Consider the following 21,803-nt stretch of genomic DNA (forward strand, 5'->3'; position numbering starts at 1 on the left):
GAAACCTACATCAGGTCACTGGAGGTTCCTCAGGAGGAGTGCGGTCTCGAGCGCGGCGATGGCTGATTCATACCCCTTGTCCTCTTTGCTGCCGGGTAGGCCCGACCTGTCGAGTGCCTGGTCGAGGGTCTCACAGGTGAGCACGCCGTTCCCGACCGGCGTCTCCTCGTCCAGGGCGATCCGCGTCAGGCCGGAGGTGACCGAGTCGCAGACGTAGTCGAAATGGGCAGTCTCGCCCTTGATGACCGCGCCGAGCGCCACCACCGCGTCGTGGCGGCGGGCCAGCGCCTGGGCGACCACGGGGATCTCCAGCGAGCCGGGCACGCGTACCACCGTCGCCGTGGCACCGCTGTCGTCGCACGCCTGCACGGCCCGCGACACCAACTGGTCGGTGATCTTGGCGTGCCAGCTGGCCGCCACCACCCCGACCGTCAGCCCCGACGCGTCGGGCGCGGCGACGCCCGGCCGTCCTTCCCCGCTCATGACGCCTCCGAGATGTCGTGGCCGAGCCGGTCGCGCTTGGCCCTCAGGTAACGCTCGTTGTGGGGGTTCATGGCCACGGGCATGGGCTCGCGGCCGAGAACCTTGATGCCGTAGCCGTCCATGCCCTTGAGCTTGGCCGGGTTGTTGGTGAGCAGCCGCACGGACCTGACGCCGAGGTCGGCCAGGATCTGCCCCGCGTTGGAGAACTCCCGCGCGTCGATCGGCAGCCCCAGCTCCACGTTGGCGTCGACGGTGTCGCTGCCGTTGTCCTGCAGGCTGTAGGCCCTGAGCTTGGCCAGCAGCCCGATGCCCCGGCCCTCGTGGCCGCGCAGGTAGACGACCACGCCGCGGCCCTCCTTGGCGATGGCCGACATGGCGCTGTCGAGCTGAACCCCGCAGTCGCAGCGCAGCGAGCCGAACACGTCTCCCGTCAGGCATTCGGAGTGGGCCCTGACCAGGACGTTCTCGCCGTCGGACAGGTCGCCGAAGACGAGCGCGACGTGCTCGCCGCCGTCCAGCGCGCTGGCGTAGCCGAAGGCCCGCCACATCCCGTACACATTCGGCACCCGTGTCTCGGCGACCCTGGTGACCATGCTCTCGGCTCTGCGGCGATAGTCGACGAGCTGCTCGATGGAGACCAGCGCCAGGTCGTGCTCGTCGGCGAAGCGGCGCAGCTCGGGCAGCCTGGCCATGGTGCCGTCGTCGTTGACGACCTCGGCCAGCACCCCCGCGGCAGGCAGCCCGGCGAGCCTGGCCAGGTCGACGGCCGCCTCCGTGTGGCCGCGTCTGGCCAGCACACCGCCCTCGCGGTAACGCAGCGGCAAGATGTGCCCGGGGCGTACCAGCTCGTCGGGCTCGGTGGCGGAGTCGGCGAGCGTGCGGATCGTCTGGGCCCGGTCGGCGGCCGAAATGCCGGTGGTGACGCCGTCGCGGGCGTCGACGGTGATCGTGTACGCCGTGCGCAGACGTTCCTTGTTGTGCGCCACCATGAGCGGCAGCCCGAGCCGGTCGAGCTCCTTGCCCTCCATGGGCACGCAGATCATCCCGCTGGAGTGCCTGATCGTGAACGCGCACAGATCAGGTGTGGCCTTGGCCGCGGCGAAGATGAGGTCGCCCTCGTTCTCGCGGTTCTCATCGTCGACGACCACGACGGCCTTGCCGTCGCGGATGTCCTCTATCGCCCGCTCGATCGGGTCGAGCTTGATCTCGTTCATTGCGCCACCGCCACACTCAGGCTGGCGGAACGGTACTCCCGCAGCCACTTCACGAATCCGATCAACACCAGCACGAAGAAGATCCCGTAAACGGCCCCGGAGACGACCAGGCCCGAACTGAACGCCAGCGGCACCCCGACCAGGTCCACCGCCACCCACACGATCCAGAAGTCCACCAGCGCCCTGCCCTGCGCCCAGGTCGCCGCCGCGCTGCCGACGAAGATGTAGGCGTCGGCGGCCACCAGGAAGGCGCCCTCAGGCAGCGGCACCGCAGCGCCCCACGACAGGCCCGTCACGAAGAACAGCAGCCCGACCACGACGGTGCCCACCAGCATGACGCCGATCAGCACGCACCGCTCCCACCACTGGGCCGGGCGGACGGCCAGTCGCTCGCCGTTCTGGGTGCCGCGCCGCCACGCCCACCAGCCATAGATCGCCAGGCCCGCGAACAACGCCTGCTTGAGCGCGTTGCCGGTGATGTGGGCGTTGATCGAGGCGACGAACAGCAGCGCCGACCCGGCGAACTGCACCGGCCACGTCCACATCGACTTGCCCATGGCGAGCAGGACCGTGGACAGGGCGGCGAGGTTGCCGACCAGGTCCGTCCAGAGCACGTGTGTGCCGAATACCTCGAATCCGGCATCCGCCCAGTTCACTGCCTGACCACCAGCCTCTCCACGTACTTCGCGATCACGTCGACCTCGATGTTCACCACGTCGCCCACCTGGCGATCGCCCATCGTGGTCAGCTTCAGCGTGGTCGGGATGAAGCTCACGCCGAAGCTTTCGTCGTCAACCGTCGTGACCGTCAGGCTGATTCCGTCGATCGCGATCGAGCCCTTCTCCGCGACGTACCGGCTGAGGGAGCCGGGCAGCGAGAAGCGCACGTCGTCCCAGCTCTCGCCGGGTTCCCTGGACAGCACCACGGCCGTGCCGTCCACGTGGCCCTGCACGATGTGGCCGCCGAGGCGCTGGTCCGCGCGCACGGCCCGCTCCAGGTTCACGGGGGATCCCTCGGTGAGCCCGCCGAGGGAGCTGCGGTCGAGCGACTCCTTGATCACGTCAACGGTGAACACCTCGCCCTTGACCTCCACGACCGTGAGGCACACGCCGTTGACCGCGATGGAGTCGCCGTGCCCCGCGTCGGAGGTGACGACCGGGCCGCGCACCGACAGCAGGGCTCCGCCGCCCGCCTGTTCGATGGCCACCACTTCGCCCTTTTCCTCAATGATTCCGGTGAACATCACTTCTCCCTGCCTGGTTGGGTGGTGGGCCGGGCGATCAGCCGTACATCCGGCCCGATGGGGGCAATCTCGTCGAACGTCATTCGGTGGATCTGGCCGATCGTCCGCACCCCGGCCGCGCCCAGCGCCGCCCGGCCCGAGCCGAGCACCGCGGGGGCCAGGTAGGCGACCACGCGGTCGACCAGGCCCTGCCCGATGAAGGAGCCGGCGAGCGTGGGGCCGCCCTCCAGGAACACGCTGACGACCTCGCGTGCCGCCAGCTCCCGCAGGAGGGCGCGCAGGTCCAGGCCGCCGCCTTCGTGGCGGGGCAGGCGCAGGAGATCGGCTTTGAGATCGGTCCGCACGTCTTCCGCAATGGCGATGAGGGCGGGGGCGCGGTCGTCGAGGACTTTGGCGGACTGGGGGGTACGGGCCTCGGTGTCGATCACCACCCGTACCGGGGCGCCCCTCCGGACGTCGCGCCCCTCCGCCTTGTCCCCTCCCGTCCGATGGCCGACGCCCACACCGTGCCGCCGCGCCTCGGCTCCCGTGTCATCACCTGACCCGGCCCCACCGAGGCGACCTGCGCCGCCCTGCGACTCCAGGCCGGGCTCCCGGGGGTGAGCAGCGGCAGCGGGGCGGGCCGTCAGGCTGGGGTCGTCGGCGAGGACGGTGCCGATGCCCGCCACGATCGCGTCGGCACGGGCCCGCAGCCGATGCACGTCCCCCCTGGCCTCGGCCGAGGTGATCCACTGGCTGGTCCCGTCCTCGGCGGCCGACCGGCCGTCAAGCGTGGCGGCGAACTTCCAGGTCACGTGCGAACGCCCGAGCCGCACGTAGGTGAGCCACTCCTCGTTGACCCGCTCGGCCGCGTCCCGCAGCACCCCGGAGGTGACGGCCACCCCGTGGGCGCGCAGCCGCGCGGCCCCGCCGGCCGCCTTCGGGTTGGGGTCGGGCACCGCGATCACGACCCGCGCGATCCCGGCACGCAGCAGCGCCTCGCTGCAGGGCCCCGTGCGCCCGGTGTGGTCGCAGGGTTCGAGGGTCACGTACGCGGTGCCGCCCCGCGCCCGCTCCCCCGCCTGCGCCAGTGCCACGACCTCGGCGTGTGGTCCGCCCGCGTACGCGTGGAAGCCCTCGCCCGCCAGACGTCCGCCGGCGTCCAGGACGACGCAGCCCACGACGGGGTTGGGGCTGGTGGTGCCGTGGCCGAGCCCGGCCAGCTCGACGGCGCGCGCCATGTGCGCGGGTATCTCCACCCCGGGTCTCCTACTCGCCAGTAGCTCCAAGCCACGGCGGGCCCCGGGGGACTTCTCCATGGTGCCGGCATATGCACCACAGAAGGCGCCCGGCTGTGATGCCGGACACCTCGCGTGCTACCTCCCATCCGGACTTTAACCGTCGGTCCCGGAATTTCACCGAGTCAACCGGCCGATGGCATCGGCCGGGTCGCGGACTATCACCGCCGGTTCGGACTTTCACCGACCCCGGAGCACGCTTGCTCTTCCGTTACCAGTGTGCCATGCCGCTGTCGGGGCACGCGACCACCCCACCCAATTTGACCAAGCGCTCGTTCAAGCGGCCATGAGCTTGTGCGCGCGGCGCGCCGCCGGGGCGTAGCGGACCTGGGCGGGAACCAGCCCGATCCCGGTGTGCAGGGTACGCAGCGTCGCGGTCGCCCACAGGTCGCCGACCGGTGTGGCGGGCAGACCATACAGCCGCCTCGCCCAGCGCGGCAGCGTGGCGAAGGCCAGCAGCGTCAGCGCGGGCAGCGCCGGCTTGAGCGGGGTCAGCAGGCGCGGCAGCGGGGCGTTCAGCGACAGGCGCAGCGGATGGGCGGCCTCGGGGACGAAGCGGAGCCCGGGGCGTTCCGCGTCGATGTAGTCGCGCAACTCCGCCACCGAGCCCGGGACCTCCTCCGCCCTCAGCCCCACCACCTCGGCGGCCCGCCGCCACTCCGCGACGAACGCATCGGCCTCGTCGTCGGTCAGTCGCACCCCGGCCCTGCGGGCGACGGACAGGTAGGAGTCGACCTCGCCGACGTGAACCCAGCGCAGCGAGGCCGGGTCGTCGAGCCGGAAGGTGCGGCCGGTGTCGGGGTCGTGGGCGGTCAGGTTCGCGTGGATCTTGCGTACGCGGCGGCCCGCCCGCTCGACCTCCTCGTCGGTCCCGTACGTGCGCACGCGGACGAACTCCGTCGTCCGCACGAAACGCGACCAGGCCTCGTGCGGATCCATGAGCGCGGAGTTCTGCAGCACACCGCGCATCGCCCGTGGGTGCAGCCCCTGCATCAGCAGCGCCCGAATACCGCCCACCAGCAGGATCGGCTCACCCATGACCCGCCACGTCACCGAACGGGGCCCGAAGATCCCATGGTCGCCCATAAGTAAATGGTTACCCGGGTAAAGGGTGATTCATACCCGTTCGGCGGCGGCGCGCAGGGCGCTGACGGCGGCCACCGGGTCGGAGGCGCCGTAGACCGCGCTGCCCGCCACGAACACATCGGCCCCCGCCTCCGCGCAGCGCCCGATGGTGTCGAGGTCGACTCCCCCGTCGACCTGCAGCCGGACCCGGCCGCCATGCCGCTCGATCAGCGCCCGCGCCCGCCGGATCTTCGGCAGCACCCCGTCGAGGAACTTCTGCCCGCCGAACCCCGGCTCCACGGTCATCAGCAGCAGCATGTCGACCTCGGCCAGCAGGTCTTCGTACGGCTCGACGGCCGTGGCCGGGTTGAGCGCGAGCCCCGCCCTGGCGCCGAGCGAGCGGATCTCGCGCAGCGTGCGGATCGGCGCCCTGGCCGCCTCGGCGTGAATGCTCACGCTGCCCGCCCCCGCCTCCGCGTACTGCGGCGCCCACCGGTCGGGGTCGGCGATCATGAGGTGGCAGTCGAGCGGCGTGGCGGTCGCCTTGCGCAGCGCCTCGACCACGGGCAGCCCCAGGGTGAGGTTGGGCACGAAGTGGTAGTCCATGACGTCGACGTGCAGCCAGTCGGCGTTGGGCACGGCGGCGGCCTCGTCGGCGAGCCTGGCGAAGTCGGCGGCGAGGATGCTGGGCGAGATCTGTACGGCCATGATTGGTCAAGTCTAGTGAACGGCCCGCACCTTCCCCGCCCGGGACATCAGCCCGAGCCTGATGAACGCCAGTGGCGCGCCGAGCTGCACCCACAGGGCCAGCAGCGCGTACCCGACGTACCTGACGACGGGGGTCTGCGGCAGCACTTCGCGCTGGGCGTACCAGATGGCCAGGGCCACCGCCATCCCCAGCAGCCAGCGCACGGCGCGCACGCCACGCGGCCCGCCCGCCTCGAACCATCCGAGCCGATACATCACCGACGTCCCCGCCAGGGTGCCCATCAGCACCCCGGCCGAGGCGACGACCGTATCCAGGCTCTCGGGCGCGATCGTGCCCGCCGCGCGCCAGGCCTCCGGCACCGACCATCCCGCGTACGGGGCGTTGGCCAGCACGGCGGCCGCCACCACCGCGCCGGAGACCGCCGCCGAGGCGGCGAACTGCGCCCACAACGGCTGCCCCCGCCACCACTCGGTGACCGGGCGTTCCAGCTTCGCGGACAGGGCAAGCACGGCCAGACCGAGCAGCACCCCGGCCACCACGTCGGAGATGAAGTGCACGCCCAGGTACACGCGGCTGAGGCACACCAGCGCGACCAGGCCCGCCGCCGCCCACCACACCCACCGCCGTCCCGCCGTCATCGCCAGCCGCCCCAGCCCCACGGTGCTGTTCTGGGCGTGTCCCGACGGAAGCCCGAAGGACCGCTCATGCGAGAACGGGCGGATGCCGGCGTCGATCCAGTACGGCCTGGGCTGGTGCGCGGCCAGCTTGGCGATCGTGTTGACGGCGGCCGACATCAGAACCGTGAGGCCAAGGCGCAGGCCGAGGGCGGGGTTGACGCACCAGTACAGGAAAGGCAGGCACAGGAGGAAGAAGGTGTCCGTTCCGAACACCGACACCAGCTCCATCACCGGCCGGACGGCGTCGGGCCACTGCTGGAGCCAGATGACAGGCCCGAGCTCCGCCAGATGCAGTTGATCCAGAAAATCCACGTTCGTGATCGGATCACATCTACGGCCTAAGGAGAAACCACCACCACGTCAGGCACCGTCACTTGGCCGTCGCAGCACGCCCCTCGGCGGCCAGGCACCCTCAGCCGTCCTGACCCATACCCGCACCCCTGGCGTCGTAGCGGGTACATCCACCCCACCACCGCTCAGCCACCGAAACACCCCTGGCGTCATAGCGGGCCCTCCACCCCACCGACGTACGCGCACCTCCACCGCAGTATCCCCTTCGCCCACGGACGTGCGCTGGCGGCGCGACAGGCGGAGCACGCCAAGGAGCACCCGTCCCGCCGCCGTCACTCAACCCTTCGCCATGCCGGGGTCAAGAGCCCTTGAAACCGTCGCCCCTGATCGCGGTGGCAAAGGCCCCGGCATCAGGGGCGTTTGCGGAGCAGGGCCAGGAACATGGCGTCGGTGCCGTGCCGGTGCGGCCAGAACTGGGCGTGCGGACCGTCTCCCAGACCGTCCACCTCGGGCAGGAAGGCACGGGCGTCGAGTTGCTCGGCATCGTCGCGCCGCCTGAGGACATCATCGACCACGACCCGGGTCTCGGCCAGGTGGGGCGAGCAGGTCACGTACGCCACCACACCGCCAGGACGCACCGCGTCGAGCGCCGTGCCGAGCAGCCGCCGCTGAAGCTTGCCCAGTTCGGCGATGCCCGAGGGGTCGCGCCGCCACCGTGCCTCAGGCCGCCGTCGCAGCGCCCCGAGCCCGGTGCAGGGTGCGTCGAGCATGACCCGGTCGAACACGCCAGGCCGCCACGCGGGCTCGATGCCGTCGGCCGTGACCACCGACGCGTCCCTGGTGGTCTGCCAGACCAGCCGAGCCCGGTGGTACTGAACGTCGGCGGCCACCAGCCTGGCCCCACCGGGAAAGCAAGCCCCCGGCTCGGCCCCGGCCGTTGGCTCGGCCAGATCGCCGTACGTGGCGATGGCGTCGAGCAGCCCCGCCTTGCCGCCGGGCCCTGCGCACATGTCGAGCCACAGCTCGTCGTCTGCGGGCCGGTCGACCGGCACCCGGGTCAGGGCGAGCGCGACGAGCTGACTGGCTTCGTCCTGGACGGCGGCGCGTGTCTCGGCCACGGCCGCGATCTGCCCGGGGTCACCCTCGCGCAGGTAGGCGGCATACGGCGAGTAGCGCGCGGGGTCGGCCCCCGCCTCTTCGAGCTCGCCCACCGAACTGCGCCCCGGCCTGGCGACCAACGTCACCAGAGGCCGGGCGTTGTCGGCGTCGAGCAGATCGGCCAGATCGTCCGACCCGCCCAGAGCGTCGCGGAAGGCCGAGACGATCCACCGGGGATGCCCGTGGGCGATGGCGAGGTGGCCGACGGGATCGTCGGCCGGGTCGGGCGCCACGATGGGCACCCACTCCTCGATCGTCCTGGACCCGATCCTGCGCAGCACCGCGTTCACGAACTTGGCCGCGCCCGCGCCGATGCGCAGACGTACGAGATCGACGGTGGTGCCGACGGCCGCGTGCGGCGGAACGCGCATGCGCAGGAGCTGGTGCGCCCCGAGCCGCAGGGCGTCACGCACGTCGGGATCCGGCGTACGGTCACTGCACATCTCGATCACCGCGTCGTAGGTGCCGAGCCCGCGCAGCGTCCCGTACGCGAGCTCGGTCGCCAGTGCGGCATCACGTCCTGTAATACCGCGCTCGCGCAGGAGACGTGGCAGGAGCAAGTTGGCGTACGCGTCACGCTCGTCGACCGCCCGCACGACGTCGAAGGCCGCGTTGCGTGCCTGGTCGCGCGTCGGTTTACCTGGCCTGCGCGTACGGCTTCCGCCGCCCCTGCCTCCGGCTTCCTGGTCCCCCCTCGTTTTCATCCCCTCAAACTTTCCTTATGCCTTGGCAGGCAACCTTTCGAGCACCTCACCGAGCAGCGCGGTCACGTTGACCATGCCGGTGTTGAGCTCCTTGACGCCGGTCGAGAGTCCCCTGACCTCGGTATTGACCCCGGCGATGTCCGACTTCACCTCAGTGATGTCCGACTTGATCTCGGCGACATCGGTCTTGAGCACCGCGACGTCCGTCTTGAGCACCGCGACGTCTGCCTCGACTACAGCTACGCGACCGTCCAGGACGACCACCTTGTCGTCCAGAGCAGCGACCCGACCGTCCAGGACGACCACCTTGTCGTCCAGAGCAGCGACCCGACCGTCCAGGACGACCACCTTGTCGTCCAGGGTGGTGACCCGGCCGTCCAGGGCGACGACCTTGTCGTCCAGGGAGGCCATCTTGTTGTCCAGGGTGGTGACCCGGCCGTCGAGGACGTCCAGCTTCTGCCCGAGCTGCACGGTGACGCCCAGAGCCTTGTCGCTCTTGATCTCGATCCGCGACGCCTTCCCCTCCAGCTTCCCGTTCGACCCGATCAGGCGACGAGTCCAGTGGGTGATCTCGCGAATGTCGTCTTGGATCTTGCAGATGGCCATGAACGTGACGTTCTGATCCTCGCGGAGGTTGTCCATCCGCGAGACGATCGCTTGGGCATCAGTTTGTGTTTTAGTCATGGCGCCAATGTTACCGGCCGCGACATGATCGACACGCTCAGTCATTTGAAGTTCTCTTTGCCCTCTGGGCGAACGCCTCGGGCCCACTCCACGGCCCCCATCAACCGCTTGCCCTGGGGCTGCACCTCGCCCAGCTCGACCGCGTCGGTGGCCGTCCCGACCAGCACCGACGTCTTCGTGGCGGCGATCTCGCCGGGCGCGAGCCGCTCCCCTGAGCGGACGCGCACAGGGCCGAGCTTGATCCGCTGCCCGCGGAACTCGGCCCACGCCCCCGGGTTGGGCGTGCAGCCGCGGATCAGCCGGTCGATGTGCATGGCCGGGGCGGCCCAGTCGACGCGGGCGTCGAGAACGTTGATCTTGGGGGCGATGCTCACCCCGTCGGCGGGCTGCGGCCGGGCCTCCAGTGTGCCGTCCTCGACGCCGTCGAGGGTGGCGGCCAGCAGCCCCGCGCCCGACACCGACAGCCGCTCCAGCAGCGACCCGCTGGTGTCGGACGGGCGGATCTCCTCGGTGACCACGCCGTAGACGGGCCCGGCGTCGAGCTCTTTGACGATCTGGAACGTCGTCGCCCCGGTGATCTCGTCGCCGTGCAGGATCGAGTGCTGCACGGGAGCCGCGCCGCGCCAGGCGGGCAGGATCGAGAAGTGCAGGTTGATCCAGCCCTGCCGGGGCACGTCGAGCGCGGACTGCGGCAGCAGCGCGCCGTAGGCGACCACGGGGCAGCAGTCGGGCTCCAGGGCGCGCAGCCGGTCGAGGAAGGCCGGATCGCCGGCCTTGAGCGGGCGGAGCACCTCGATGCCCGCCTCCTCCGCGAGCTCGGCGACCGGCGAGGGGTGAACCTTGCGGCCCCGCCCTGACTGGGCGTCGGGGCGGGTGACGACCGCCACCACGTCGTGCCGCGGCGAGTCGATCAGCGTCCGCAGCGACGGCAGAGCCGTCTCGGGTGTGCCCGCGAAGACCAGACGCATGCTCTCAGATCGCCCTTCCGCCGGTGACGTGCGGCGAGACCTTGATCACGGGGGCGGCCAGGCCGCTCCATTCGGCCTCGCGGACGGCTTTCATGGCGAGCTTGCGCTGCTTGGGGTCCATCCGGTCGATGAACAGGATGCCGTCGAGGTGGTCGGTCTCGTGCTGGAAGCAGCGGGCCATCAGGTCGGTGCCCTCGAGCGTGACCGGCTCGCCGTGCAGGTCGAAGCCCTTGGCGACGGCGCGGATGGCGCGCGGCGTCGGGAACGACAGCCCGGGGAACGACAGGCAGCCCTCCTCGCCCTCCTCGTCGAGATCGGAGGACAGGTCGAGGTCGGGGTTGATGAGGTGGCCGAGCTGCTCGTCGACGTAGTAGGTGAACACCCGCAGCCCGACGCCGATCTGGGGCGCCGCCAGACCCGCGCCCGGGGCGTCCATCATCGTGTCGGTGAGGTCCTTGACCAGCTTGCGGAGCTCCTTGTCGAAATCGACGACCGGGGCCGCCGGGGTGCGCAGCACCGGGTCTCCGAACAGCCGGATCGACTGGATCGCCAAGGGGGTCACTCCGTTTCTCTGGTGTGGATCAACCCAGTTTAGTGCTCTCCAGCGACCGCGCCTTCATTGCCGCTTTGCGCGCCGCCTTGACCACGGCCCGGTCGTCGTGGGCGGTGGCGAGCATGTCGAGCACGGCGATCGTGTCGGGGTGGTCGACCGCGGGCATCTCGCCGACCAGTTTGATCAGGTCTTCCCCCGGCTCGGGCGTGTCGAGGCGGCCGGTGGCGGGGCCGGACAGGTGCATGAGGGCCGCCAGGGAGTCGACGGCGATCCAGGTGTGGTCCTGCGGGCTGAGCGCGGGGGCCTCGAGGTCGCGGATGTGCAGCCAGGAGGCGGCGTAGCGGCGCATCAGCGGGTGCCCGAGCGCCTGCCGGACGGGTGCCTCGGCCTCCGGCCCGAGCTCTTCGAGGATGGCGCCGACCGCGCCGCGCTGGCCTGCGGTGCCGGAGGCGGCGATCTCGACCAGGTCGCGGGCGGCCGACTCGGGCGGGCGGCGTTCGAGCCACCCGGCGACGGCGCTCTGCGTGGCGGCGCCCTTGACCAGGGCCTCCACCAGCTCGGCCGCCGACAGGTCGGCGAACACCTCCACCTCCGCCGCCGTCGGCGCGTCATGCCCCTCGCGCAGCAGATCACGCCGGATGGCCCAGACGCCGAGCGGGGTCAGCGCGGTGCGGCCCGCGGCGGTCTGCTCGACCAGGCCGCAGTACGCCAGCAGCGCGAGCGCGTCGAGGAGTTCGGCCGGCAACGCGGCGGCGAGCCTGCGCATCTCGATGGGGCCGGGCGCGCAGGCGACCTCGTGGGACTGGAGGATGCCGCGGGCGAGGTTGGCGGTGGCGACGCCGGAGCGCACGGAGTAGATCGTCGCCAGCATCTCGGCCAGGTGGTCGTCGACCACGGCGGAGCCCGTCAGGCCCTCGTCGGCGCGGTCGAGGACGTCCATGACCACGCCGTCCCAGAACTCCAGCGTGGCCTCCACGGTGAGCTGCATCGACAGCGGCCCCCTTGAGGCCCGGCCGCCGACGATCTGCACCAGCGCCGTGTTGACGGCGACGATCCAGATCAACCGGAGCCGGCTCTCGGCAAGGCCAAGCGTCTCGGCCGCGGCGCGCACGTCGGCCTCGCTCAGGTGCCCGTCGGGGCCCACCTGGCGGGCGCCTGTCCAGGCGGTGAGCCTGATGGCGTCGGCGACGAGCGGCACCGTGGGGACCGCCGCGGCGAGCTCGGCGTCTCCCGCCAGCAGGACCGGCGGGAACGTCAGCGCCTCGTGCTCCACGGGAGTCTCCTGCGGGGGCCGTGGAGGCACGACTGCCTGCTCATCGATCAGCTTGCGCAGCTCGGCGAGGTCGAAGACGTTGTTGGCCACTCACGAAACTTACTGCACACCGGTCCCATGAGCGTACTCAACGGATGGCTCTGGAACGGGCTTTGAACGCGGCCTTGCGCGCCGCCTTGGCGACCGTGTCGTCGGGGATGGAGCGTCCGAGCAGTTCGAGGACCTCGACGACGTCGGGATGGTCGACCCGCCACATTTCCTCGATCATGTGGGCGGGCGGGCCGGAGGCCGCCATGTTCTCGGCGAAGATCTCGGGGTCCTCCTCGGCCGCGGGCATGGCCAGGGCGAGCATGTCGACGCTGACCCAGAGCAGCTCGTCCTGGGTGAGCGGCGGCGCGGGCAGCTTCCTGGCGGCCAGCCAGTGGATGACGTGCGGCCGCAGCTCCTGGTCGTCGAGGTGGTCGCGGACCTGCGGCTCGGCCTCGGCGCCGAGGCGGTCGACGATGGTGATCGCGATGCCGCGGGCCACGGCGGGCGCGCCGGAGGCGGCGGCCAGCAGTTCGCCCGCGGCCTCGCCCGGCGTCCTGCCGGTCAGCCAGCCGTTGATGTCCTGCTCGGCGAGCTCGCTGGGCACGCCTTCGAGCAGCCCTTCGATGAGGCCGAGCGCGTCGGCCTCGGCCAGGTCGGGCGCCTCGGGGGCGTCGATGCCGAGGGAGAGGTAGTGTTCGCGCAGGGCCCAAACCGCCAGGGGCGTGAGCTCGGCGGTGTCGCCGGTGACCGTGACCAGGCCGCACCAGGTCAGCCGGTCGAGCACGGCGGCCAGGTCGATCTCGTCCTCGTCGGCGACCTCGTCGAGGTAGTCGCCGATGACGCTGAGCGGCACCCGCACCTGCAGCCGGTAGAGCATGTCGAACAGGTCGTAGAGGGCCTCGTCGAGCGCGGGAGAGCCGGTGACGGGCTCGCCGGGATCGTGTTCGAGTATGCGGGCCACGGCCCGCGCCCACGCGGGCAGCGGCTCGGCGTCGCCGGGCAGCGGGCGCTCCGACAACATCGGGACGGTCGCCAGCGCGGCGATCAGCTCCTGGTCGGGGGCCAGCCTGGCGGCGGGCAGCGGAGTGCAGCCCGGGCAGTCGCAGGGCGCCTCGCCCAGGTCGGGCATCTCGCCGGAGGGGATGGCGATCGACTGCTCCAGCGACTCGGGGCCGATGGAGCTGAACAAGCTCTTGGCCATGCCGAAGTTGGAGGTGTCGGCGAGCGCCTCGGTCATGCGCGGCTCGATGTCGTCGAGCCTGACGCGCATCAGCGCCGCCGTCGACTCGGGCACCGCGCCCGCCTCACTGAGGTAGTCGACCAGGGTTCGGGCGCCGGCGACGGTCTCCGGCGCGCTCTCCGGCGGCGCGATGACCTTGCGCGGGTAGATGGACAGCAACAGCTCGTCAAAGGTCTCCGGGGTGAAATCACCCAGTTCATTGACGTTGAGGTAGTCACTGGCGTAGTCGCAGAGCAGGCGGACCTCGTCCGCGTCGACTTCGACTTCCCGCATGCGACCCCAAGCACGCAGGTCGTCGATGGCCTGGTTCACCCATTCGATCGACACAGGGGCACGCTAACGGCTGGCCCACGGATGAGCGAATCGGGGAAACGGCTTAAATCAGGTCGAGTGGGTCGACACTCACCCTCACGACATCCGGCGTCTTACGCGCCGCACGCACCCCACTGGCCCCTTTGAGCGCGGCTGACAGAGCGGCCCCTCCTGCGCGGCGCACCCGGATCATGGCGCGTTCCTGACCGGACTCGTCCACGGGGACGGGGCCGAGAACCTGCGCGTCGGCCGGGAGGCGTACCTCGTCGAGCATCTGCCTGACCGCGGTGGCCGCGCCGGTGAGCGTCGCCATCCGCACCGCGGGCGGGAACCCGAGCTCGGCGCGGTCGCCCAGCTCGCGCTCGGCGTGCGTGATGGGATCCCACCTCAGCAGCGCCTGCACGGCCGGCAGCCCGGCATCTCCGAGCACCACCAACTCGGCGGCGGGGCGGAGGAGGGCGGCGGCGTTCATCCAGCGGCGCACGGTCTCCTCGGCGGCGCGCAGGTCGGCCCTGCCGAGCAGCGCCCACCCGTCCAGCAGCACGGCCGCCGCGTACCCGTCCTGCGCGACCGGCTCGGCGCCGGGGGTCGCGACGACGAGCGCGCGGGTGGCCGGCACGGTGGTCAGCACGCCGTCGCGGCCGGAGGTGCGCACCGGCACCGAGGGGAAGGCCCTGCCGAGTTCCTCGGCCGTCCGGCGGGCGCCCGTGACCACGGCACGCAGCCTGGGGCTCCCGCAGGAGGGGCAGCGCCAGTCGGCGTCCACCCGGCCGCACCAGCGGCAGTAGGGGGCCGCGTGGCCGCCTCTGAGCGCCAGCGGGCCGTGACAGGCCAGCCCGGCGCCCACCGGGAGCGCCGATTCGCCGTTGTGGGGGATCGTGCGGGTAGGGGGCAGGACGCAGCGGGCCGGAGTACGGCAGTGGTGGCAGGCCAGCGCGGGCAGGTAGCCGCGTCTGGGGACCTGGACGAGCACGGGGCCCCGCTCCAGCCCGTGACGCAGCGCCCGCCAGGCGATGCTGGGCAGCCGCGCCTGCCGGGCGGCCTGGTCCTTGGCCAGCTCGGCGTCCTCGCCCGCGGGGCGCACCCGGGGAGCCAGGCCCCTGATCAGCGTGCGGGCGGCCACGATCGGCCTGGCCCACTGACTGGCGACGAGCTGAGTGGCCTCGGCCGTCCGCGCGTATCCGCCGATCAGCATCGCCGCGCCCGTCCTGTGGGCGCGCAGCCCGAGAACCTCACGGGCGTGCGGGTACGGCGCCAGGCGTTCGGCGTGCAGGTCGTCGCCGTCGTCCCAGATGGCCACCAGGCCGATACCGGTCACGGGGGCGAACATGGCGGCCCTGGTGCCCACGACGGCCCTCACCTGGCCTCTCAGGACCTGCAGCCAGCGCCTGTAACGCTCGGCAGGGCCCAGATCGGCGGTGAGCGCCACGTGCCTGCCCTCGCCCAGCACCCGCAGGAACTCGCCGTCGGCCAGCGCCACGTCCTTGCCGTCGGGGACCACGACGACCGCTCCCCTGCCGCCGTCCAGCGTCGCCCGCACCACCTCCGCCATCGCCCCCGCCCAGCCTCTGGCGCCGGGCAGGGCCGACCAGACTGCGCGGGGGGCGCGGCCGTCGCGCAGGGCCTCCAGGAAGGAGGGGCCGGTGGGGTAGGCGTCCCAGGCGCTGTCCTGGCGCTGGAGGGCCGGCGTCTGCGCGGGAACGCCCGGCTCACGCGCCCCTCGCGCCGAAGGGCCGGGCTCGGGCCGCGCCTCCGGGACGTCCGGCTCCGGCCGGGTCGCCGCGACATGGGGTTCCCCGGACGCGCCTCGCGTCTCCGGGACATCGGGCTCGCCGGGTTCGGAGCGTGTCGGCGCCGTGGCGGCCGGCTGGTTTTCCTCAGGCGCCTTGGGGGTCTCCGACTCGGCCTTGGCGTGGCGGGGCGGGATGGCCAGGCGCAGGACGTCGGTCAGGGTGCCCGCGTACCGGTCGGCGACTGCCCTGGCCAGCCCCGCGATCTCCGGCGTGAGCACCCGTTCCGGGGACACCACCCGCTCGAGAGGCATCAGCTTGCCCCCGTGGTCGCTCTCGTCGGCCCGCTCCAGCAGGAATCCGTCCACGAGCTTGCCCGCGAACCGCACCCGCACCCGCACCCCCGGCTCGGCCGTCTCGTGCATGGAGGCGGGCACCAGGTAGTCGAACGGCCGATCCAGGTGCGGCAGCGGGCTGTCCACCACGACCTTCGCGACGGGCCGCTCGGGAGCGGGAACCGGCGCCCCCTTGGTGTCCTTCGACGACGCTGGGGGCCGCACGGCGTCGAGCGGCAGAAGGGCGTCGTCGGAGTCGGTCACGCACAACGTCTACCAGACCTCATCCCCGGAAACGCCCACCGCCGGAGAGACCCAGAACCCCAACCTCGACAGCACACCGCACGGCCACCGAATGGGCAGCACAACCACACGCTCCGAACGGCCACACCGACGGCCGGCGGACTCCGCCACCGATCGGCTCACGCTCAAGGCCGCGAAAACCACCCAGAGCACGGCACCAGCGCCACGGACGATAGCGCTGTCAGGGCACAGCGAAGACAGACCGGGCGGAGGCGGAATCGTCACCCCCGCCCGGGATCAGATCACAGCCCCGCGGCGGTCCTCAGGGACTCGGCGCGGTCCGTCGACTCCCAGGAGAAGCCCTCGCGGCCGAAGTGCCCGTACGCGGCCGTCTCCGAGTAGATCGGGCGCAGCAGGTCGAGGTCGCGGATGATGGCGGCAGGACGCAGGTCGAACACCTGGAGCACGGCGGTCTGGATCTGCTCGACCGGCAGCTTCTCGGTGCCGAAGCACTCCACGAACAGGCCGACCGGCTGAGCCTTGCCGATCGCGTACGCCACCTGCACCTCGCACCGATCGGCGAGCCCGGCGGCCACGACGTTCTTGGCGACCCAGCGCATCGCGTAGGCGGCCGAGCGGTCGACCTTGGACGGGTCCTTGCCGGAGAACGCGCCGCCACCGTGGCGGGCCATGCCGCCGTAGGTGTCGATGATGATCTTGCGCCCGGTGAGGCCGGCGTCGCCCATCGGGCCGCCGATCTCGAAGCGGCCGGTCGGGTTGACCAGCAGGCGGTAGCCCTCGATGTCGAGGTCGAGGCCGAGGTCGGCGAGCACCGGGTCGACCACGTGCTCCTTGATGTCGGGCGTCAGCATTTCCTTGAGGTCGATCTCGGCGGCGTGCTGCGTCGAGACGACCACGGTGTCGAGACGGACGGGCGTGTCGCCGTCGTACTCGATCGTGACCTGGGTCTTGCCGTCGGGACGCAGGTAGGGCACCGCGCCGGACTTGCGCGCCTCGGACAGGCGCTGGGCCAGCCGGTGGGCGAGCGTGATCGGCAGCGGCATCAGTTCGGGCGTCTCGCGGCAGGCGTAGCCGAACATGAGGCCCTGGTCACCGGCGCCCTGGCGGTCGAGCTCGTCGCCGTCACCGCCGACGCGGTGCTCGTAGGCGTCGTCGACGCCCTGGGCGATGTCGGGCGACTGCGCGCCGATGGACACCGACACGCCGCAGGAGGCGCCGTCGAAGCCCTTGTGGGAGGCGTCGTAGCCGATCTCCAGGATCTTCTCCCGGATGACGCCGGGGATGTCGACGTAGGTCTCGGTCGTGACCTCGCCTGCGACGTGAACCTGGCCGGTAGTGATCATCGTCTCGACGGCGACCCGGCTCCTGGGGTCGTCCTTGAGCATGGCGTCGAGAATCGCGTCACTGATCTGGTCGGCGATCTTGTCCGGGTGGCCCTCGGTGACCGACTCGGAGGTGAACAGGCGACGTGACAACTCAGTGGCTCCTCATGCAGCGGCTGCTGACGGATTTAAGGCCCGGGACGGATGGGCGTGTCCGGGCCTCGCCGAAGTCTAGCCCTACACGACGCCAGGTCGCGAAACTGTCCACTATCTGACTCCCATCACAGATCCGGCAGGGGATCGGGTGGCAGCGTCTCCGGCGCGAAGATCTCCGCGTCGGCGGCCGCGACCACGGCGGCGTACTCCTCATCGAACTCGAACACCATCTCACCCAGTTCGATGACCCGCCCGGGCATGATCGGCCCGAGCCGGGTGTGTCGCGGGAACGCCGCGACCACAGAAACCGGACGATCACTCCTGAGCGTTCTGGTGGCCAGCACCGATATAGACATGTCGGTGACCACGACGAGGAAGCTCCCCGTATCCGTCGGCCCCGCGGACGATGCGGGAAAGACGTAGTGAATCTCCCCTTGGTCGCCTAGCACTGTTCTACAACGATCTCGGACGGCAGAACCCACCGGCATCCCATCCCCCTTTGCCCCCAAGTATCCGCAGGCGTCCGGGGTGTAGCAACAGGTGATTGGGTAATCCGTCTTGCATAGTTTGTACGGTGCAGGGTTTTTAAGACCAAATTTCCCCATCGGTACGTTTTTGCGCGCCTTGTATGGGTATTCAGGTCGGCCGCTTCGACGAAGATCTGCCTGTCCCCACCTGGCCCGGTCGGTCGACGGGCGGGCACTCGCCGCTCAGGACAGGCGGGCGGCCACCAGGTCCCACACGGCGTCGGCGACGTCCTCCTTGGGCCCGAGCGGCACCTCCACCGGATCTCCGCCCGCCACCAGCACCGTCGCCGCGTTGTCGGGCGTCCCGAAGGCGCGCCCCTCCCCCACCTGGTTGACGACCAGGAGATCGCAGCCCTTGCGGGCCAGCTTGGCCTGCCCGTTGGCGAGCACGTCGTGCGTCTCGGCCGCGAACCCGACGATCACCTTCGGGGACGCCCCGCTTCGGGACCCCCGCCCCGAGGCGCTCCCAGACTCCACCACCGGGCCACCCGCGGCACCGGTGTCCGCTGAACCACCGCTCTCCGCAAACCCCGAAGCCGACCCAAAGGCGGCTTGGCGGCGGGCGCCGAGTTCGGCGAGGATGTCGGGATTTTTCGTCAAATAGATGGGATCGGGCTCCCCATCCGTCTTCTTGATCTTCGCCTCGTGCCGCGTCTCGGGCCGGAAGTCGGCCACGGCCGCGGCCATGACCACCACGTCGGCCCCCTCGGAGGCGTCGAGCACCGCCTCGCGCAGCTCGGTCGCCGACTCCACCCGCACCACCGTCACCCCGGCGGGATCGGGCAACGCCACGTTCGCCGCCACGAGGGTCACCTCGGCGCCCCTGGCGACGGCCGTGCGAGCCAGGGCATACCCCTGCAGTCCTGATGAACGATTGCCGATGTAGCGAACCGGATCGATCGCCTCGCGCGTGCCCCCGGCGGAGACGACGATCTTCTGTCCGGCCAGGTCGCGCGGGCGGCCCCGCAGCACGCGCAGGCAGACCTGGAAGATCTCGGCGGGATCGGGCAGGCGTCCGGGGCCGGTGTCGGCGCCGGTGAGCCGCCCGACGGCGGGATCGATCACGACGGCGCCCCGCGAGCGCAGCGTCGCGACGTTGGCCCGGGTGGCCGGGTGCTGCCACATCTCGGTGTGCATCGCCGGCGCGAACACGACCGGGCAGGTGGCGGTGAGCAGCGTGTTGGTCAGCAGGTCGCCGGCCAGCCCGTGGGCCGCCTTGGCCAGCAGGTCAGCGGTCGCCGGCGCCACCACGACGAGATCGGCCCGCTTGCCGATCCGCACGTGGGGCACCTCGTGCACGTCGTCCCACACCTCGGCCGCCACGGGATTGCCCGAAAGGGCGGCCCAGGTGGGCGCGCCCACGAACTTCAGGGCTTCGCGGGTCGGGACGACCCGCACCTCGTGTCCGGACTCGGTGAACAGCCGCAGCAGCTCGCACGCCTTGTACGCGGCGATGCCCCCGCTGACGCCCAGGACGATGTTCTGTCCGCTGCGCGTTGGCGTCATCGAAGGGGTCAGACCGCGCCTTCGATGGGCTCGGCGTTGAGCAGGCCCTCGGAGACCTCGCGCAGCGCGATGGACAGCGGCTTCTCCTGAGCATGCGTCTCGACCAGCGGCCCGACGTACTCCAGCAGGCCCTCGCCGAGCTGGGAGTAGTAGGCGTTGATCTGGCGGGCGCGCTTGGCACCCATGATCACCAGGGAGTATTTGCTGTCGACGATGTCGAGCAGCGCGTCGATCGGCGGGTTGGTGATGCCCTCCGCGGCCGGGGTGGTGCCTGCCACGATTGTCAGACCTCTCGGTTGGTGGTTGTCTTGACCCCCTGAGGGTCAGTCATCAAGGCTATCAGCCGCCGGCACACATCATCGACGCTCGTGTTCACGAGTGTGAGATCGAACTCCGACTCCGCGGCCATTTCGATCCGCCCCGCCTCCAGGCGGCGCGCGATGACGTCCTCCGGCTCGGTGCCTCGGCCGCGCAACCGCTTCTCCAGCTCCTCCCACGTGGGCGGGGCCAGGAACACCAGCAGCGCCTCCGGCATGCTCCGCCGCACCTGCCTCGCGCCTTCGAGGTCGATCTCCAGCAAGGTGGGGACGCCCGCGGCGAGCTTTCGCAGTACGGGCTCACGCGGCGTGCCGTAGCGGTTGCCCGCGAACTCCGCCCACTCCAGCAACTCGCCCGACTCGACCAGCCGGTCGAACTCGTCGCCGTCGACGAAGAAGTAGTGGACCCCGTTCACCTCACCGGGCCGGGGCCTCCTGGTGGTCACCGAGACCGACAGCCACACCTCGGGGTGCGCACGTCGGAGCTCGGCGACAACCGTGGACTTACCGACGCCCGACGGCCCAGAAAGGACCGTCAGGCGCCGTTCGCTCAGGGGCAGCAAGTCGACCTCCACTCCCAGTCCGACCGCCTCGTGGGCACTGACTTCGCCGGACCAGGACCTGTCGGTCACTTTCTACCCCCTGTTGAACCTGCGCTTTCTTGTGGAACAGAGATTAGCTCTCGTTGCCACCGAACTCGCGCTCGAGGGAAGCCCTCTGGTTCGCGCCGAGACCCCGCACGCGGCGGGACTCGGCAATGGCGAGCCGCTCCATGAGCTGCTTGGCGCGGACCTTGCCGACACCAGGGAGCGATTCCAACAAGGCCGACACCTTCATCTTGCCGATGACGTCGTCGGTCTGCCCATCCTTGAGCACCTCAGCCAGAGAAACCGCGCCATGCTTAAGCCGGTTCTTGACCTCGGCACGCTCTTTACGGGCCTTGGCAGCCTTCTCCAGGGCTGCGGCGCGCTGCTCAGGGGTCAGTGGAGGAAGAGCCACGCCGGGTCACCTCGAATTTCTGTCGATGTACTCGGACGGGAAGGGAAACTAGCTGGTCATCGCCCCCTAAGCAACGTCAAAGGCAGTTTCTCTGCCCACAAAATCCACTTCATCACTCTCCGTGATCGTAAAATCACATTGTGCTGATCAAATCGCCCTCACTTCCCGGTTCGCTCGTCGGGCCGCGTCGGTGTCGCGAAACGCAATGAAGATCACATTCGGCTCACGCACTCATGTCCGAAAACCCATCCACACCAGGGCCGAAACCCATAACCGGGATGACGTGCAACCTCCCGTCCGGATGCATTACGATCTTGTGAGTGGGGTCCGGCGCGACGGGGGATCCGGCGACTCCCCGTCACGGCCCTCCGCATCGCACCCACGACGGGGAGTGACAATCGGGGCGGTACTCACACCCCGCTCCGGCGATACGGCCTGTCAATGGCGCCTTCAGCCAATGGCAGGCACAAAGGGGACATGGCCGACAATTCGCCACGCCTCCGGTAAAGCATGCGCTCGTCACGGCGAGCGCCCCGTGAGCCTTCACAACCGGCCATGACAGACGGAAAGCAGCGTCGGCGCGTGCGGGCAAGTCGGCTTGCCGTAAAGAATGGCTTCCCACCGGCACGCCGGGAAAGGCCCGCACGACCGGAGAGCCCATTTGGCGGGGCGAAGGGTTTTCTCCAGGGAAAGGCCGCACCAACGCAAAGACACACCCGGACGACGCACGGGCACTGGAGCCCCACGACAACACCGCAGGCAGCCG

21 protein-coding genes and 1 riboswitch are annotated in these 21,803 nt (G+C 70.7%); all 21 genes read right to left on the reverse strand.

Annotated elements, in window-relative coordinates:
- Window positions 1-15: 15 nt before the first annotated feature.
- Window positions 16-483: a 6,7-dimethyl-8-ribityllumazine synthase gene (gene ribH, locus ACFOY2_RS10255; protein WP_357806049.1), complete on the reverse strand. Its 468-nt coding sequence runs from the start codon at window positions 481-483 to the stop codon at window positions 16-18.
- Window positions 480-1,697: a bifunctional 3,4-dihydroxy-2-butanone-4-phosphate synthase/GTP cyclohydrolase II gene (locus tag ACFOY2_RS10260; protein WP_379527718.1), complete on the reverse strand. Its 1,218-nt coding sequence runs from the start codon at window positions 1,695-1,697 to the stop codon at window positions 480-482. Before ACFOY2_RS10260 ends, ribH begins: the two co-directional genes overlap by 4 nt.
- A complete protein-coding gene (locus ACFOY2_RS10265; RefSeq protein ID WP_379527719.1) occupies window positions 1,694-2,353 on the reverse strand; it encodes a nicotinamide mononucleotide transporter family protein in 660 nt (219 codons plus the stop codon). Before ACFOY2_RS10265 ends, ACFOY2_RS10260 begins: the two co-directional genes overlap by 4 nt.
- Complete coding sequence (locus ACFOY2_RS10270) at window positions 2,350-2,940, reverse strand: riboflavin synthase (protein WP_379527720.1); 591 nt, start codon at window positions 2,938-2,940, stop codon at window positions 2,350-2,352. The genes ACFOY2_RS10265 and ACFOY2_RS10270 overlap by 4 nt, the downstream gene beginning before the upstream one ends.
- Window positions 2,940-4,178, reverse strand: a complete 1,239-nt coding sequence (ribD, locus tag ACFOY2_RS10275; RefSeq protein ID WP_379527721.1) for a bifunctional diaminohydroxyphosphoribosylaminopyrimidine deaminase/5-amino-6-(5-phosphoribosylamino)uracil reductase RibD — start codon at window positions 4,176-4,178, stop codon at window positions 2,940-2,942. The genes ACFOY2_RS10270 and ribD overlap by 1 nt, the downstream gene beginning before the upstream one ends.
- Window positions 4,179-4,288: 110 nt before the next feature.
- A riboswitch (FMN riboswitch) is annotated at window positions 4,289-4,419 on the reverse strand.
- A gap of 74 nt (window positions 4,420-4,493) precedes the next feature.
- A complete protein-coding gene (locus tag ACFOY2_RS10280) occupies window positions 4,494-5,255 on the reverse strand; it encodes an oxygenase MpaB family protein (protein ID WP_379527722.1) in 762 nt (253 codons plus the stop codon).
- A gap of 78 nt (window positions 5,256-5,333) precedes the next feature.
- A complete protein-coding gene (gene rpe, locus ACFOY2_RS10285; protein WP_379527723.1) occupies window positions 5,334-5,990 on the reverse strand; it encodes a ribulose-phosphate 3-epimerase in 657 nt (218 codons plus the stop codon).
- 12 nt (window positions 5,991-6,002) lie between these two features.
- On the reverse strand, window positions 6,003-6,980 hold the full coding sequence (locus ACFOY2_RS10290) for a phosphatase PAP2 family protein (protein WP_379527724.1): 978 nt from the start codon (window positions 6,978-6,980) through the stop codon (window positions 6,003-6,005).
- A gap of 389 nt (window positions 6,981-7,369) precedes the next feature.
- Entirely contained in the window at window positions 7,370-8,821 is a 1,452-nt protein-coding gene (locus ACFOY2_RS10295; RefSeq protein ID WP_379527725.1) for an RsmB/NOP family class I SAM-dependent RNA methyltransferase, read from the reverse strand.
- A 15-nt stretch (window positions 8,822-8,836) separates the two neighbouring features.
- Window positions 8,837-9,505 (reverse strand): hypothetical protein, encoded by a 669-nt coding sequence (locus tag ACFOY2_RS10300; RefSeq protein ID WP_379527726.1) that lies wholly within the window; start codon window positions 9,503-9,505, stop codon window positions 8,837-8,839.
- Between the two features lie 41 nt (window positions 9,506-9,546).
- A complete protein-coding gene (fmt, locus tag ACFOY2_RS10305) occupies window positions 9,547-10,473 on the reverse strand; it encodes a methionyl-tRNA formyltransferase (RefSeq protein ID WP_379527727.1) in 927 nt (308 codons plus the stop codon).
- A gap of 4 nt (window positions 10,474-10,477) precedes the next feature.
- A complete protein-coding gene (def, locus tag ACFOY2_RS10310) occupies window positions 10,478-11,026 on the reverse strand; it encodes a peptide deformylase (RefSeq protein WP_379527728.1) in 549 nt (182 codons plus the stop codon).
- 28 nt (window positions 11,027-11,054) lie between these two features.
- Window positions 11,055-12,389, reverse strand: coding sequence for a hypothetical protein (locus ACFOY2_RS10315; protein ID WP_379527729.1), 1,335 nt, complete (start codon window positions 12,387-12,389; stop codon window positions 11,055-11,057).
- A 37-nt stretch (window positions 12,390-12,426) separates the two neighbouring features.
- The gene (locus tag ACFOY2_RS10320) at window positions 12,427-13,896 is read right to left on the reverse strand and encodes a hypothetical protein (protein ID WP_379527730.1); all 1,470 of its coding nucleotides are present in this window, start codon (window positions 13,894-13,896) and stop codon (window positions 12,427-12,429) included.
- Window positions 13,897-13,945: 49 nt separating this feature from the next.
- On the reverse strand, window positions 13,946-16,210 hold the full coding sequence (locus ACFOY2_RS10325) for a primosomal protein N' (RefSeq protein ID WP_379527731.1): 2,265 nt from the start codon (window positions 16,208-16,210) through the stop codon (window positions 13,946-13,948).
- Between the two features lie 281 nt (window positions 16,211-16,491).
- Window positions 16,492-17,685, reverse strand: a complete 1,194-nt coding sequence (gene metK / locus ACFOY2_RS10330) for a methionine adenosyltransferase (RefSeq protein ID WP_379527732.1) — start codon at window positions 17,683-17,685, stop codon at window positions 16,492-16,494.
- A gap of 128 nt (window positions 17,686-17,813) precedes the next feature.
- A complete protein-coding gene (locus tag ACFOY2_RS10335) occupies window positions 17,814-18,056 on the reverse strand; it encodes a hypothetical protein (RefSeq protein WP_379527733.1) in 243 nt (80 codons plus the stop codon).
- A gap of 342 nt (window positions 18,057-18,398) precedes the next feature.
- Window positions 18,399-19,721, reverse strand: a complete 1,323-nt coding sequence (gene coaBC / locus ACFOY2_RS10340) for a bifunctional phosphopantothenoylcysteine decarboxylase/phosphopantothenate--cysteine ligase CoaBC (protein ID WP_379527734.1) — start codon at window positions 19,719-19,721, stop codon at window positions 18,399-18,401.
- Window positions 19,722-19,729: 8 nt separating this feature from the next.
- Window positions 19,730-19,999 carry a DNA-directed RNA polymerase subunit omega gene (rpoZ, locus tag ACFOY2_RS10345; protein WP_043638590.1) on the reverse strand — a complete coding sequence of 90 codons (270 nt, stop codon included), beginning with the start codon at window positions 19,997-19,999 and terminating at the stop codon, window positions 19,730-19,732.
- A 5-nt stretch (window positions 20,000-20,004) separates the two neighbouring features.
- Window positions 20,005-20,619, reverse strand: a complete 615-nt coding sequence (gene gmk, locus ACFOY2_RS10350) for a guanylate kinase (RefSeq protein WP_379527889.1) — start codon at window positions 20,617-20,619, stop codon at window positions 20,005-20,007.
- A 94-nt stretch (window positions 20,620-20,713) separates the two neighbouring features.
- Window positions 20,714-21,037 (reverse strand): integration host factor, actinobacterial type, encoded by a 324-nt coding sequence (gene mihF / locus ACFOY2_RS10355; RefSeq protein WP_020541698.1) that lies wholly within the window; start codon window positions 21,035-21,037, stop codon window positions 20,714-20,716.
- Between the last annotated feature and the right edge of the window lie 766 nt (window positions 21,038-21,803).

It is taken from the genome of Nonomuraea purpurea (assembly GCF_042650645.1).
GTDB lineage: Bacteria > Actinomycetota > Actinomycetes > Streptosporangiales > Streptosporangiaceae > Nonomuraea > Nonomuraea purpurea.